This window comes from Variovorax brevis, assembly GCF_030317105.1.
Classification (GTDB): Bacteria; Pseudomonadota; Gammaproteobacteria; order Burkholderiales; family Burkholderiaceae_C; genus Variovorax; species Variovorax brevis.
Window position 1 is genome coordinate 846,222 of the sequence record NZ_JASZYG010000001.1, and the last position, 13,574, is coordinate 859,795.

Below are 13,574 nucleotides of genomic sequence, written 5' to 3' on the forward strand. Positions count from 1 at the left end.
CGCCATGACCGCAATGCGCGCGTACGACGTGGTGATCATCGGCTCCGGTGTCGGCGGTGGCGCCGTGGCCCGGCAGCTGGCGGGCACGGGGGCGCGCGTGTTGATCCTGGAGCGCGGCCCGGTGTTGCCGCGGGAACCGCAGAACTGGGATCCTGAATCGGTCTTTGTCGATCTGCGCTATCGCAGCACGGAGACGTGGACGAACGGTGACCGCAAATTCCGTCCTGGCCAGTACTACTTCGTCGGCGGCCACACCAAGTTCTACGGCACCGCGATGTTCCGCTTTCGCGAGCGCGACTTCGAGGCGCACGATCTGGAAGACGGCATCACGCCTGCGTGGCCCATCGGCTACGGCGACCTGGAGCCTTGGTACGCGCAGGCGGAGCAACTGTTCGGCGTGCGTGGGCAGGCCGGAATCGATCCGACGGAGCCGCCGCGCAGCGCGCCGTACGCGCATGACCCCATCCCGCATGAGCCTGTGCTGGCGCAGATTGCTGCGCGGCTGAAGGCCCAAGGCCTGAAGCCGTTTCCCATGCCCTCGGCCGTCGATTACGGGGGCCTGTGCCGGCGCTGCGGCACCTGCGACGCCTTCCCCTGCCAGATCGACGCCAAGGGCGATGCCGAGATGTGCCTGGTTCGACCGGCACTGAGGCAACCCAACGTGGAGTTGCGCACCGAGATCATGGTCGAGCGGCTGATCACGGACGACACAGGCCGGCGCATCGTGGCCGCCGACGTCAACGAGCGCGGCGTGAAGACGCGCATCCATGCCAGCCTGTTCGTTCTCAGCGCGGGGGCCGTCAACTCGGCCGCCCTGCTGCTGCGTTCCGCCGACGCCCGGAATCCCCAAGGTCTCGCCAATTCCAGCGACGTGGTCGGGCGCCACTTCATGAACCACAACTGCACCGGCCTGATGGCCCTGCATCCCACGAAGCGCAACGACACGAAGTTTCCCAAGACGCTGTCGCTCAACGACTACTACTTCGGCGACGCCGACCGAAAGGGCGAAGGTCCGCCGCTGGGCAACCTGCAATTGCTGGGCAAGCTGAGCGAGCCGATCCTGCGCGGCGCAATGCCCGCTTGGACGCCGCGCCGGCTCCGCCAATGGGTGGCCGAACACAGCGTCGACTGGTACGTCATGTCCGAGGATTTACCTCACCGCGACAGCACCGTTCGCCTCAACAGCGACGGCAGCATCGACCTGCGCTGGCACCGCACCAACATGAACGCGCATCGCCAATGGGTGCGCAAGGCGGCGCGCATCATCCGGCGCACGGGCTACCCGATCGTGCTGACCAAGCCTTTCACCATGGACACGCCCTCGCATCAATGCGGCACGGTGCGCTTCGGCAATGACCCGGCGACTTCGGCGCTCGATCCCTTCTGCAAGGCCTGGGACCACGACAACCTCTACGTGGTCGATGCCAGCTTCTTCCCCTCCTCGGCCGCCGTCAACCCGGCATTGACCATCGCGGCGCAGGCGCTGCGCGTCGGCCATCACCTTCGCACGGAAGTACTTCAATGAACACGTCCCGACCCCTGGCACTGGTGACGGGTGCCCGACGCGGCATCGGTGCCGGCATTGCGATCGAACTCGCCTCGCGCGGCTTCGACATTGCGTTGACCGACATCGACGCCGCGGGCGCCGAACCCACGCTGGCCGCCATCGAAGCGCACGGCGCGCGCTGCAAGCTGTTCGAGTCCGACCTGGGGCACGTCGAGCAGCACGCGGCCGTCGTCGAGCGCATCGTCGAATGGCACGGCCCCATCGCCTGCCTGGTCAACAACGCCGGCATTCCGGCGCCGAGCCGCGGTGACCTGCTCGACGTGACGCCCGCAACCTTCGACCGCGTGCTCGACGTGAACCTGCGCGGCACCTTCTTTTTCACGCAGGCCGTGGCCCGGCACATGGCGGCCACGCCGTCCGAGCGCGCGCGCGCCATCGTCACCGTCTCATCCGTCAGCGTCGAGATGGCGTCGATCGAGCGCGGCGAGTACTGCGTTTCCAAGTCGGGGCTCGGCATGCTCACGAAGCTGTTCGCGCTGCGACTGGCGCCGCTGGGCATCGGTGTGTTCGAGGTTCGGCCCGGCGTGATCCGAACGCCGATGACCGAGGGCGTCGCCGGCAAGTACGAGCAACGCATCGCCGACGGCCTGGTGCCGATGGGTCGCTGGGGCTACCCCGAGGACGTGGCGCGCGCCGTGGCGGCCCTGGCGGGTGGCGAGCTGGGTTTCTCAACGGGCAGCGTCATCCACGTGGACGGCGCCCTTTCCATTCCAACGCTATGAAAACCGAAAGCTACGACTACATCATCACCGGCGGCGGCTCGGCGGGCTGCGTGCTGGCGAACCGCCTGAGCGCCGATGCCTCGGTGAAGGTGCTCTTGCTCGAAGCGGGCGGCCCCGACAGGCACCCCTTCTTCCACATGCCGGCGGGCTTCGCGAAGATGACGCGGGGCATCGGATCGTGGGGCTTTCAGACAGTGCCACAGAAGCACCTGAAGGACCGCGTGCTGCGTTTCACGCAGGCCAAGGTGATCGGTGGCGGCTCCTCCATCAACGCGCAGCTCTACACGCGCGGCGCCGCTGCGGACTACGATGAATGGGCCAGCGAGGAAGGCGCCACCGGCTGGTCCTATCGCGACGTGCTGCCCTACTTCAAGCGCTCGGAAAACAACCAGCGCTTTGCCAACGAATTCCACGCTTATGGCGGACCGCTCGGTGTGTCCAACCCGATCAGCCCGCTGCCGATCTGCGAAGCCTATTTCCAGGCCGGGCAGGAACTCGGCATTCCCTTCAACGCCGACTTCAACGGAGCGAAGCAGGACGGCCTCGGCTATTACCAGCTCACGCAGCTCAATGCGCGCCGATCGTCCACCTCCACCGGCTTCCTGAACAAGCAGGTGCGCGCCCGACCCAACCTGCAGGTGATGATGAACGCACGCGTGCTGCGCGTGATCGTGGAAAACGGGCGTGCCGTGGGCGTGGAAGTCGTCAGTGCCGACAACGCAACGCCGCGCGTGATCCGTGCGGACCGCGAGGTGATCGTGTCCTCCGGCGCGATCGGTTCACCCAAGCTGCTGATGCAGTCCGGCATCGGCCCGGCAGAACACCTGCGTTCGGTGGGCGTGGCCGTGACGCACGACCTGCCGGGCGTGGGGAGCAACCTGCAGGACCATCTGGATCTGTTCGTGATCGCGGAGTGCACCGGCGACCACACCTACGACAAGTACAACAAGCCGCAGCATGCCGCGATGGCGGGGCTTCAGTACCTGATGCTCAAGACGGGGCCGGTCGCCTCGAGCCTTTTCGAGACGGGCGGCTTCTGGTACGCCGATCCGAAGGCGAATGCGCGCTCGCCGGACATCCAGTTCCACCTCGGCCTCGGCTCCGGCATCGAGGCAGGCATGGCGAAACTGAACAACGCCGGCGTCACCTTGAACACCGCCTATCTGCGCCCGAAGTCGCGCGGCACGGTGCGGCTTGCGAGCAAAGACCCTGGGGACAAGCCGCTGCTCGATCCCAACTACTGGTCGGATCCGCACGACCGTGAGATGTCGATCAAGGGCTTGCGCCTGGCGCGCGAGATCTTCAGGCAGCCCGCCATGCGGCGCTACGTGCAGACCGAGGTGCTTCCGGGCACGCGGCTGGAGACCGATCAGGAATTGTTCGACTACGCCTGCGCCAATGCCAAGACCGACCATCACCCTGTCGGCACATGCCGCATGGGCCCCGCCAGCCATCCGGACAGCGTCGTGACGCCGGACCTGCGCGTGATCGGCATGCAAGGCCTGCGTGTCGTCGATGCCTCCGTCATGCCACGCGTTCCCTCGTGCAACACCAATGCGCCCACCATCATGGTCGCCGAGAAGGCGGCCGACCACATCCTCGGGCGCATCTGACGCGCCCCCTTCATCGCCAGGAGAATCCCCATGCAAATCACCCTGCCCCAAGCCGATGGCACGCTCAAGACCTACGTGCCGAAGGCCCAGCCGATCGTTCCTCGCGGCGCGCCGGCAAAGTTCAATCGCACCGTCTTTGCCGCGGCCCACGTGGTCGTGAATCCACTGGCAACGGTGGACCCGTGGGACGCGTCGCCCGCCATCGACTGGGAACGCACACTCGCTTTTCGCGAGCACCTGTGGTCGCTCGGCTTCAAGGTGGCCGAAGCCATGGACACGGCGCAGCGAGGAATGGGCGTGGACTGGCCTGTCGCGCGCGAACTGATCCAGCGCAGCCTGCGCCATGCCCGGACCATTCCGGGCGCGGACCTCGCCTGCGGCGTCGGAACCGACCAACTGTTGCCAGGCCCTGACGTGACCATTGCGCAGGTCGAGGCCGCGTACCGTGCGCAACTCGAAGTCGTTGAGGCCGAAGGCGGTCGCGCCATCCTGATGGCCAGCCGGGCGCTCGTGCGCTGCGCACGCAGCCCCGACGACTACCTGGCGCTCTACGGTCGCTTGCTCAAGGATGCTTCGAAGCCCGTCGTGCTCCACTGGCTTGGCGAGATGTTCGACCCTGCACTGCGCGGCTACTGGGGATCCACGGACATTCCGACCGCACTCGACACGGTCGCGAAGCTGGTGCGCGAAAACGCCTCGCGGGTCGAGGGCATCAAGGTCTCCCTGCTCGATGCGAAATGGGAGCTTGACCTGCGCCGCCGCCTGCCCGACGGCGTGAAGATGTACACGGGCGACGACTTCAACTACGCCGAGCTGATGGCCGGCGACGAACACGGCCACTCGCACGGCCTGCTGGGCATCTTCGACCCCATTGCACCGGTGGCCGCCGTCGCGCTCGGCGAACTGGCCGCGGGCCGCACCGGGCGCTTTCGCGAACTGCTGGACCCGACCGTGACGCTCTCGCGCGAGATCTTTCGTGCGCCGACGCGCCACTACAAGGCCGGCGTCGTGTTTCTGGCCTGGCTCAACGGCCATCAGGACCACTTCTCGATGGCCGGCGGCCTGCAGTCGGCGCGCGGCGCAGCGCATTTCGCCAAGCTATTCGAGCTGGCCGATGGCTGTGGCGTGCTCACCGATCCGGAACTCGCCACCTTGCGCATGCAGCGCTATCTGTCGGTTGCCTGCGGGCTTACGTCATGAGCATCGAACGCGACCTGGAGCGCATGGCCTTGCAGGAGCAACGGCTGCGCTTCGTTCAATTCGACAACGCTTTGGCATGGGAGTTGGGAACGCGGCTCCGGTCGCGCTGCGAGGCGCTCGGCACGCCGATGGCGATCGAGATCCGGCTGGCGCGTGAGACCGTCTTTTTCTTTGCGATGCCGGGCACCAACCCGGGCAATGCCGATTGGGCGCGCCGGAAGCGCAACACCGTCGAACTCCTTCACAGAAGCTCGTATGCCGTCGGCATGTCGCTCGAACTCGAGGGCCGCTCGCTCGAGCAGCAGATGGGGCTTCCAGCGCGCGACCATGCGGTTCACGGAGGAAGCTTTCCCATTCGACTGAGCGACGGGAGCTGCGTTGGGGCGGTCACTGTTTCCGGCGCGCCGCAACGCGAAGATCACAACATCGTGGTTCGCGTGTTGGCAGAACTGTGTGACGTGCCGCCGGACGAAGTCACCTTGGCGTGAAAGCGTTACTGGCGCCGGGAGCCGTTGCTTCGAGACTTGCTAAGCGGCGCCAGAACCGCGCAAGTCCAGATCCCACATCACATCCGCCCCCATGCGGTAGACCCGACTCGACGGTCGCAGGCACTCCGCCATCGACACGTTCTGCGCCAGCATGAGCCCCGGGCGCCCCTCGCCGATGACCACGGGCGCGACGCTCAGGTGCAGCCGATCCATGCACCCCTGTTCGATGAAGCGCGATACGGTCACGCCGCCGCCTTCGACAAAGATCACGCGCAAGCCGCGTGCTTGCAACGCCACCAGCAAGGCGCGCAGGTTCATGTTGCCCTCGACATCCACCAGGCCGGGAACGCCCAGCGTCTGGTCCTTGCCGACGCGCTCGGCGGCCTCGTGCTGCCGCGTTGCATCGCAAACCAGCAGCGTGCGCGCGCGGCGGTCAGACAGTGCGCGCAGCGTGGGTGGCAGCCGCAAACGCGGATCCAGCAATACGCGCACCGGGTTGTCTCCCGCCACGTGGCGCGTGGTGAGCTGCGGGTTGTCGATGGCGGCCGTGTCGGTGCCCACGATGACGGCGTCGCACAGGGCGCGCAGGCGGTGCAGGTGCTGCAGGACCTCTGCCCCGTTCACGTAGTTGGCGTCGCCGCCGCGCGTGGCAATGCAACCGTTGAGGCTTTGGCCCAGTTGCCCGACGACCCACGCAGGGCTGCCGGCGCTGCGGTCCAGGATGGGCTTGATGAGCGAGAACAACTCGACGGCCTCCGCGCTCCAGCCTTCGCCCAGTTCAAAGCCTGCCACACCGGGCACTGCCGGCCCGCCCTGCCCCACGCCCCCGTTGCGACGGCGCTGCACGATGTCCAGGCACAGCGACCACAGCGCGTCGATGCCCGCCCCGGCGGACAAGGCCGGGATCATGTGGGGGAGCGGCAGGCGGTCATTCACCACTTGGGCTTGTAGTACGGATCGTCCGTTGTCGATGTAGGCGCAGCGCCCGTGCCGCCGAATTGGGCGAACAGCAGCGCAGCCACCACCCACAGCGCGGCCACGGCGGCCACGATGAGCGTGGTCACCCACGGCCGCCGCCCTTCGCCGCCGCCGCTCACCGCGCGCACGAACGGCCCCGCTGCAAACGCTGCGACCAGCAGCAGCAATGCGCCGGGATGAACCGGCGTCAGCAAGGCCGTCCCCTGCGCCAGCGCCAGCCACACCAGCACCGCCGTCACGGCGCCGCCCGGCCCGAAGACGATGCGCGTCACGGGCCAGAGCCACAGCGCGACGCCGCCGACGGCCGCGCCCAGCGCGAGGTTCAACTCGAAGAGCAGTGCCGAGCCGGACATCATCGCCAGCGCCGCCAGCCCCAGGCTGGCCACCACCAGCACGGCGGCCGCGTCAGCGCGCTGCGGCGCCTCGTTGAGCACCGCGCAGATCACCGTCATGCCCGCCAGCCACGACGCAAGCTTGAGCAGCAGCGAAGCCGGGCCCAGCGCCAGCAGCGCCACCGTCCACGCGAGGCTGGCCACCAGCCACTGCGAGCGCCGGTTGGCGCCCCAGGCCTCAAGACCCACCCCGATGATGGAAGCCGCCGCATAGAGCCAGGGCAGCTTCTCCGTGAACGCGCCTGGGGGCCAGCGCCAGCCCAGCGTCCAGCTCACCGTGACGACAAGCGCCAACGCCAGGCCGGACGCCGCCCAGCGCGGACCGCGCTCCGGGCCGAGCGCGTTGCGCAGGAAACCCACCGCCGCCAAGGCGAGGCCCAAGGGCAGCGCCAGGCTCTGGAACAGTGGGTGGTGGAAATCCATTGCTCCGGTTATGCCTGCGCGCAGGGCGTTTCGTCAATGTCGGGCTTACCAAGTGTGCTGCCCCACAAATAACTGCTATTTGCGGGGACAGCCCACTACTTGGTCAGGCATTCCTCATGAATCGGCTTGCGCAGGAACCCCTGGTTGCCACCGTTGCGATTCGGTGCGAAGCCATTGGCCTGAAGCGTCTCTTCCGCCGTGTCGTAGAAAACGCCGATCTTCATGATCTCGCGCGCCTGTTGCGCCGTCGCGATGGGACGGCCAAATTCGCCGGAGATACGAACCAGCTGCTTGATCTGCTCGACGGAGCTCATCTTGCCTGTACGGGTCTGGTTCCAGAGCACATCCTCGATGCCGCACCGCACATGCAGGCCCAGGGCAATGCCGATCATGTTCACGGGCAGCACGTTCAACACCGAACTTTCCACGGTGACCACCGCGCCGTCCGGCGCAGCGCGCAGGAAGTTGGCCAGGTTGTAGATGTTCGCCTGATCCATGCCGCCACTGATCGCCACCCAGTTCATCACCAGTGGCCCCTTGTAGATGCCGCGGCGGATCATTCGCTCGATCGTTTCGAAGCTGTTGATGTTGTAGCACTGGAACTCGCTCTGGATTCCGGCGGCTGTCAGCCGGCGGATGTGTTCCTCGACCCAGCTGGGATTCGCGGGTACGACCATGTCCTTGTAGGTTGCGTACAGGTGCGGGAATCCCCGCGAAACGCCCTTGAAGTCATCCAGGCCGGCATGCTCCGTCACGTTCATCTGCGTCGTGTTGACGGTCACCGTCACCTGATCGGGCTTCGGGTCGAGTTCCGCCAGCATGTGCCGTGTGTCATCGCTCAGCCACTTGGCGGCTTCGCCCTCGGATTCAGGCGCGAAGCTGATGGAGCCACCCACCTGGATGATCATCTCCGGCACCCGGGCACGCACCCCGGCGATCAGCTCATTGAACATGGACAGGCGCTTGCTGCCCCTGCCATCGGGTTCGCGCACGTGCAGATGCAGCACGGTGGCACCGGCTTCGTAGCAGTCCACCGCCTTCTGGATCTGCTCCTCCATGGTGATGGGAATGTCTTCCGGGAAGTCCGAGGGAATCCAGCCTGGCGCATACGGCGCGGCTGTGATGATCAGCGGCTGCTGGTTCTCCGGGTACAGGTGTCCGTCAAGGAAGTTCATGATGATGGTTCTCCGATTTGAAATGTGGATGGACGGAAGGCTTATTCAGGGCTGATCTTGAGCTGGAGCCTCTTGATGATTTCCAGGTTGTGGGTCGAGGTCGCAGCCAATGTCTGCCGGAGCTGGTCCAGCGAGGCTTCTTGCGGAAGATCCATGCCTTGTGCAGCAAGCGCCCCGCGGAACTTGTCGGAGCGGACGACCTTGGCCATTTCGCTCTGGATCCGATCGACGATCGGCTTGGGCGTACTGCTCAGGACGAAGACACCGACGCTGGCATGCGGAAGGACAAAGTCCGGCAAGCCCAATTCACCAAAGCTCGGCACCTTGGGAAGATGCTGCGAGCGCGTCGACGATGCCACCGCAAGTGCCTTCAGCTTGCCGCTCTTGACGAACGGAACGACGTTGCTCACCACCTCGAAAGTCAGCTGAACCTGGTTTCCCATCAGGTCCACCATCGCTGGAGCCGAGCCCTTGTAGGGAACAACGAGCATGTCGTTCCCGCTCTTTTCCCGCAGCATCTCACCGAGGAGATTGGAACGTGTGCCGACGCTGAGGTTCGCGACGCTGACTGATCTTGGATTGCGCTTGGCGTACGCCAGCAGTTCAGCGACCTTGCCGGGTGGAAAGCTTGCGTTGGCCACCAGCACATGGACCATGCTGCTGGCTTCTGCGACATAGGTGAAGGTCTTGAGGACGTCATACGGCGTCTTGACGGTCAGCGGTATGTCGGTCAGGACGCTCGAAGGCCCCACCATCCAGGTGTAGCCGTCGGCAGGGACGCTCATCAGCGCCCGCTCGGCCACCACGGCCGAGCCGCCCGGCTTGTTGTCCACCAGCACGGTCTGACCCAGATTCACGCGCAGTTGCTCGGCGAGCAGCCGGGCAACCGCATCGGAAATGCCGCCAGGCGGCGCGGGGACGATCAAGCGAATGGGCTTGTCGGGCCATTGCTGTGCCAGCGAAGGCGTGACCACCGCAAGCCAGCAAAGCGCAATGATCGCGAAGAGCCGCAGTCTCAACAGACTTGGAACCATGGTTGTTCACCTCGAGGAATCAAATGACGAAGATGGAGGAGCCGGTGGTCTTTCGAGCCTCCAGGTCCCGATGCGCCTGGACAGCATCCTGCAAGGCATAGCGCTGGTTGATCTCGATACGTATGCGGCCCGCCGCCACATGCCCGAACAGTTCATCGACCAGCTCCGCCTTTTCGACCGGATCGGCGATGTAGTCGGCCAGGCCGGGCCGGGTCAGGTACAGCGACCCCTTGCGGGCCAGGATCTGCGGATCGAAGGGCGGGATCTTTCCGGATGCGGTGCCCACGCAGACCATCAGGCCGCGACGCTTGAGCGAGTCCAGCGAAGCCATGAAAGTGGCTTTGCCCACGCTGTCGAAGACCACCGAAACGCCGACCCCATCCGTCAGTTCACGCACACGGCTGGCGACGTCCTCGTGGCTGTAGTTGATCGTGTGGTCGCAGCCATGAAGGCGCGCCACTTCGGCCTTGGCATCGGTCGACACGGTGCCGATCACCGTCAGCCCGAGCAGCTTTGCCCACTGCGAGACGATCAGGCCGACTCCCCCTGCGGCCGCATGCAGCAGCACCGTGTCGCCCGCCTTGAAAGGGTAGATGCGGCGCACCAGGTACGCGGCGGACAAGCCTCGCATGGTCATGGCCGCGGCGGTTTCGCAACTGATGGCCTCCGGCAGCTTGATCAGCAATGCGGCGGAGATCAGCCGCTCGGTACTGTAGGCGCCGAGCGTGTTGATGAAGCCGGTGTAGGTCACGCGGTCGCCGACTTCCAGGTGGGTCACGCCAGCGCCGACCGCCTCGATCACACCGGCCGCTTCGTTGCCGATGCCGCTGGGCAGCGGGACCGGGTACGTGCCGCCGCGGAAGTATGTGTCGGCGAAATTGAGGCCCACTGCCACATGCCGGACGCGGACCTCTCCCGGCCCAGGATCGCCGACGTCGACGTCTTCGGAGCGAAGAACTTCGGGCCCGCCCGTTTCATGGAACTTGATGACTTTTGCCATGTCGACACCCCTCAGGTGTTGGTGCTCATTGGCACAGGCACTTGCGTGTGTTCAGCAAACAGCGCGTCGTACGTGAAATGCATGTCTATCTCCTTTGATTGATGAATGTGTGGGGGCTGAAGCAACAGGTGCATGGTCTGGTTTTTCACCCGTTGATGCTTGACATTGCACGCCGTGCACTTGCCCTTTCATGACAGCCGCCTTGCGGTTATGCGGGTGCGGCGCACTGCCGCGGCAATCAGGCTTCCAGGGACTGGATGAGCTGTTCAGCGAAGGGCCACTCACCGAATCCGGACGCAGGGTTGAGGTGGCCCACCGAACCCAGGTTGACCACCTCGCTTCCCCAGTGCTTCGCCATGCGGATCACGCGATCGAGGGACGCCAGCGGATCGTTGTTGCTGGCCGCCACAACGCTGCGAAAAGGAAGCGCGTGCTGCGGAACCGGCAGCCAGCCATTGGCTTGCAGGACATCCAGCGCCGGATAGCCCTGCGGCAATGGCAACCCGAAATCCGGCGGCGTCGCGAGCAAGGCGCCCTGGATTGCTCCGGCGCCGTGTTGATGGGCCCAATGCACCAGCATGACGACGCCTGCGCTATGCGCCACCGCCAGGATGGGCCCTTCGATGTTTTCGATGCTGCGCTGGATGGCGGCGACGCGAGCGGAACGACTCAGCTTGTCGGCATCCAGCGGCGGCACCGTGACGACCCGGCGCGCGGAAGACAGCCTGCGTTCCAGGTGCGTCTGCCAGTGGTCTTCCACATGGTCGCGCAAGCCGGGCACGATCAGGATCGTCGCTTGGCGCGAGCCATGCACTCCAGCGTTGTCCTGCATGCCCAGTCAGTACGGCACGTCGCCCACGATGGCCGTCCGCTCCATCTTGCGGTCGCATGGCGGGTAGTCCATCACGGCATAGTGCTGGGTCGATCGGTTGTCCCAGAACGCAACGCTGTTCTTCTTCCAGCGAAAGCGGACCTGGTATTCGGGGATGAAGGCCTGGCTGATGAGGTAGTTGAGCAACTGGCTGGCGCCGGGCGACTTGTCCAGGCCGCAGCGCACATTGGCCGGCGTATTGAAATTGGTGAAGTGTGTCGTGAAGCTGCCATTGACGAACAGCAGCTTCTCGCCGGTTTCCGGATGGGTGCGAACGACCGGGTGCTCCGCATCCGGGTACTGCGCCTTCAGCGCGTGACGCTTCTCGATCGGCATCGCCGCGCCGAAGCTCTGCTCGATGCCATGGCGCGCATAAAGGGGCGCAATCTTCTCCTTGATGTCCTCCGGCAGCTGCCGATAGGCCTCGACCATGTTGACCCACATCGTGTCGCCACCCACGGGTGGACATTCGACGCATCGCAGCACACAGCCCATCGGCGGCCTGTCGCGCCATGTCGCATCGGTGTGCCAGGAATTCTCGTGGCGATCCGGCGGGCTCGCGGGGGTCTTGTAGATCTGCACAAGTCCGGGGTAGTCGGGATGGCTGCCCACCACGGGGTGGTCCTCCAGTTCACCGAAGTGGCGCGCGAATGCGACGTGCTGGGCCCGAGTGATGTCCTGGTCGCGGAAGAACACGACGCGATGCTTGAGGAGCAGCGCACGGATCTCCGCCACCAGCGTCTTGTCTTCTGCAGCCGCTCCCAGGTTGACGTTGCTGAGCTCGGCGCCAATCGTGCAGGTGAGCGGCTCGACATGGATCGAGTTGCCCAGGGAGGTCGCGCGGACCACCGCGGGTCCCGCATCGAGGCATTGAGTCATGGTGTTTTCTCCTTGGGGCAAATGGGCAGTTGATGTTCGGGAGTGTCGTGACGACGGCCAGGTCCCGCTTGACAATCCACGACACGCACTTATCCTTTTGCGCCAGATTCCATTCGGTGTTTCGCAATGTCCCTGCTTGTCCGTTCTGCGTGCCTCACCAACTACAGCGAGGTCGCGCGGGCCGGCGGACTGGACCCGGTGCGCATGCTCTCCGAGGTGGGCCTGAATCAGGCGGTGCTGCACGATGCGGACCTCATGATTCCTGTCGAACGCGTCGGGCAACTGCTCCAGGCATCGGCTGCCAGGTCAGGCAACGAAAGCTTTGGCCTGTGCATGGCCGAGTCGCGCCTGTTGTCCAACCTTGGCGCCGTGGGCATGCTGATCCGCGACCAGGCCACGGTGCGCGATTCGCTGGATGTGCTGGTGCGCTACCAGACGCTGCTCAATGGATCGCTGTCGCTCATGATCGAGGAGTCGGCCGGCGTGGTCGTCATCCGCGAGGACGTGATGGCTGGCAACGCGAAGCAGTTCACGCGCCAGAGAATCGAGCTGGCACTCGGCGTGATGGTGCGATTGATGCGCCAGTTCCTTGGCGAGCAGTGGCAGCCGCGACGCGTGTGTTTCGAGCACCAGGCACCGCACGACACCAGCACGCATCACCGCCTGTTTGGCCCTCGCGTCGAGTTCGACTACCCGTTCAACTGCGTCGTCTGCACGAAGTCGGATCTCGATGCGCGCAACCCGTCGGCCGATCCGGCGATGGCACGCTACGCGCAACAGTTGCTCGACACGTCGGCCAAACTGCATGGGGAAACGATGCTCAAGGACGTGCGGCGCGCGATCCTCCTGCTGATGCCCAGTGGGCGTTGCACGATCGAACAGGTGGCCGACCATCTGGGCCTGGTGAGCCGCACGATCCAGCGCCGCCTGGATGAACAGGGAGAGACCTTCTCGTCCATGGTCAACGAGATCCGCAAGGAGCTTGCGCGGCGGCATGTCATCGAAAGCGATCGTCCGCTGACCGAGGTCGCCATGTTGCTCGGCTTCTCGGCGCCGAGCGCACTCTCGCGCTGGTATCACACCCAATACGGTTGCAGCGCCAAGGAGAGCCGGGCCAAACGTGGCGCCTTGGGCAAGGTCTGACGGCGCCCCGGGAGAGTCTGCGCCGCGTCCGAAAGCTGGCACGAAATGAAAAGTCCGTGTCGTCCAATGTGAAGCCGATTGCGTCTGCG

Annotated in this window: 13 protein-coding genes; 6 read left to right on the top strand and 7 right to left on the bottom strand. The window is 65.4% G+C overall.

The window, feature by feature from the left end; genetic code table 11:
* Nucleotides 1-4: 4 nt before the first annotated feature.
* Genes QTI66_RS03635 through QTI66_RS03655 form a run of 5 tightly spaced genes read left to right on the top strand, consistent with a single transcriptional unit; the run spans nucleotide 5 to nucleotide 5,590 of the window.
* Nucleotides 5-1,525, top strand: coding sequence for a GMC oxidoreductase (locus QTI66_RS03635; protein WP_286557552.1), 1,521 nt, complete (start codon nucleotides 5-7; stop codon nucleotides 1,523-1,525).
* Nucleotides 1,522-2,289 (top strand): 3-ketoacyl-ACP reductase, encoded by a 768-nt coding sequence (locus tag QTI66_RS03640; protein WP_286557553.1) that lies wholly within the window; start codon nucleotides 1,522-1,524, stop codon nucleotides 2,287-2,289. Before QTI66_RS03635 ends, QTI66_RS03640 begins: the two co-directional genes overlap by 4 nt.
* Nucleotides 2,286-3,902, top strand: coding sequence for a GMC family oxidoreductase (locus QTI66_RS03645; RefSeq protein WP_286557554.1), 1,617 nt, complete (start codon nucleotides 2,286-2,288; stop codon nucleotides 3,900-3,902). The genes QTI66_RS03640 and QTI66_RS03645 overlap by 4 nt, the downstream gene beginning before the upstream one ends.
* 30 nt (nucleotides 3,903-3,932) lie before the next feature.
* The gene (locus QTI66_RS03650; RefSeq protein WP_286557555.1) at nucleotides 3,933-5,102 is read left to right on the top strand and encodes a dihydrodipicolinate synthase family protein; all 1,170 of its coding nucleotides are present in this window, start codon (nucleotides 3,933-3,935) and stop codon (nucleotides 5,100-5,102) included.
* A complete protein-coding gene (locus QTI66_RS03655) occupies nucleotides 5,099-5,590 on the top strand; it encodes a heme-degrading domain-containing protein (RefSeq protein ID WP_286557556.1) in 492 nt (163 codons plus the stop codon). The genes QTI66_RS03650 and QTI66_RS03655 overlap by 4 nt, the downstream gene beginning before the upstream one ends.
* A 39-nt stretch (nucleotides 5,591-5,629) precedes the next feature.
* Here the strand turns inward: QTI66_RS03655 and QTI66_RS03660 are convergent, their stop codons facing one another.
* From QTI66_RS03660 to QTI66_RS03690, 7 genes are all read right to left on the bottom strand, one after another.
* The gene (locus QTI66_RS03660) at nucleotides 5,630-6,526 is read right to left on the bottom strand and encodes a RibD family protein (RefSeq protein ID WP_286557557.1); all 897 of its coding nucleotides are present in this window, start codon (nucleotides 6,524-6,526) and stop codon (nucleotides 5,630-5,632) included.
* On the bottom strand, nucleotides 6,523-7,383 hold the full coding sequence (locus QTI66_RS03665; RefSeq protein WP_286557558.1) for a hypothetical protein: 861 nt from the start codon (nucleotides 7,381-7,383) through the stop codon (nucleotides 6,523-6,525). Before QTI66_RS03665 ends, QTI66_RS03660 begins: the two co-directional genes overlap by 4 nt.
* A gap of 95 nt (nucleotides 7,384-7,478) precedes the next feature.
* Nucleotides 7,479-8,558: a beta-keto acid cleavage family enzyme gene (locus QTI66_RS03670; protein ID WP_286557559.1), complete on the bottom strand. Its 1,080-nt coding sequence runs from the start codon at nucleotides 8,556-8,558 to the stop codon at nucleotides 7,479-7,481.
* A 41-nt stretch (nucleotides 8,559-8,599) separates the two neighbouring features.
* On the bottom strand, nucleotides 8,600-9,592 hold the full coding sequence (locus QTI66_RS03675; RefSeq protein ID WP_286557560.1) for a Bug family tripartite tricarboxylate transporter substrate binding protein: 993 nt from the start codon (nucleotides 9,590-9,592) through the stop codon (nucleotides 8,600-8,602).
* A 19-nt stretch (nucleotides 9,593-9,611) separates the two neighbouring features.
* Nucleotides 9,612-10,592 (bottom strand): quinone oxidoreductase family protein, encoded by a 981-nt coding sequence (locus QTI66_RS03680; RefSeq protein WP_286557561.1) that lies wholly within the window; start codon nucleotides 10,590-10,592, stop codon nucleotides 9,612-9,614.
* 238 nt (nucleotides 10,593-10,830) lie between these two features.
* A complete protein-coding gene (locus QTI66_RS03685; RefSeq protein ID WP_286557562.1) occupies nucleotides 10,831-11,424 on the bottom strand; it encodes an RBBP9/YdeN family alpha/beta hydrolase in 594 nt (197 codons plus the stop codon).
* Between the two features lie 6 nt (nucleotides 11,425-11,430).
* Nucleotides 11,431-12,282 (bottom strand): TauD/TfdA dioxygenase family protein, encoded by an 852-nt coding sequence (locus tag QTI66_RS03690; protein ID WP_286557805.1) that lies wholly within the window; start codon nucleotides 12,280-12,282, stop codon nucleotides 11,431-11,433.
* A 186-nt stretch (nucleotides 12,283-12,468) separates the two neighbouring features.
* Between QTI66_RS03690 and QTI66_RS03695 the strand changes: the two genes are divergently transcribed.
* Nucleotides 12,469-13,485: an AraC family transcriptional regulator gene (locus tag QTI66_RS03695; RefSeq protein WP_286557563.1), complete on the top strand. Its 1,017-nt coding sequence runs from the start codon at nucleotides 12,469-12,471 to the stop codon at nucleotides 13,483-13,485.
* Nucleotides 13,486-13,574 lie beyond the last annotated feature (89 nt).

Coding starts and splice junctions, on each gene's coding strand:
- QTI66_RS03635 (WP_286557552.1), top strand. CDS start 5: ATGACCGCAATGCGCGCGTACGACGTGGTGATCATCGGCTCCGGTGTC.
- QTI66_RS03640 (WP_286557553.1), top strand. CDS start 1,522: ATGAACACGTCCCGACCCCTGGCACTGGTGACGGGTGCCCGACGCGGC.
- QTI66_RS03645 (WP_286557554.1), top strand. CDS start 2,286: ATGAAAACCGAAAGCTACGACTACATCATCACCGGCGGCGGCTCGGCG.
- QTI66_RS03650 (WP_286557555.1), top strand. CDS start 3,933: ATGCAAATCACCCTGCCCCAAGCCGATGGCACGCTCAAGACCTACGTG.
- QTI66_RS03655 (WP_286557556.1), top strand. CDS start 5,099: ATGAGCATCGAACGCGACCTGGAGCGCATGGCCTTGCAGGAGCAACGG.
- QTI66_RS03665 (WP_286557558.1), bottom strand. CDS start 7,383: ATGGATTTCCACCACCCACTGTTCCAGAGCCTGGCGCTGCCCTTGGGC.
- QTI66_RS03670 (WP_286557559.1), bottom strand. CDS start 8,558: ATGAACTTCCTTGACGGACACCTGTACCCGGAGAACCAGCAGCCGCTG.
- QTI66_RS03675 (WP_286557560.1), bottom strand. CDS start 9,592: ATGGTTCCAAGTCTGTTGAGACTGCGGCTCTTCGCGATCATTGCGCTT.
- QTI66_RS03680 (WP_286557561.1), bottom strand. CDS start 10,592: ATGGCAAAAGTCATCAAGTTCCATGAAACGGGCGGGCCCGAAGTTCTT.
- QTI66_RS03685 (WP_286557562.1), bottom strand. CDS start 11,424: ATGCAGGACAACGCTGGAGTGCATGGCTCGCGCCAAGCGACGATCCTG.
- QTI66_RS03695 (WP_286557563.1), top strand. CDS start 12,469: ATGTCCCTGCTTGTCCGTTCTGCGTGCCTCACCAACTACAGCGAGGTC.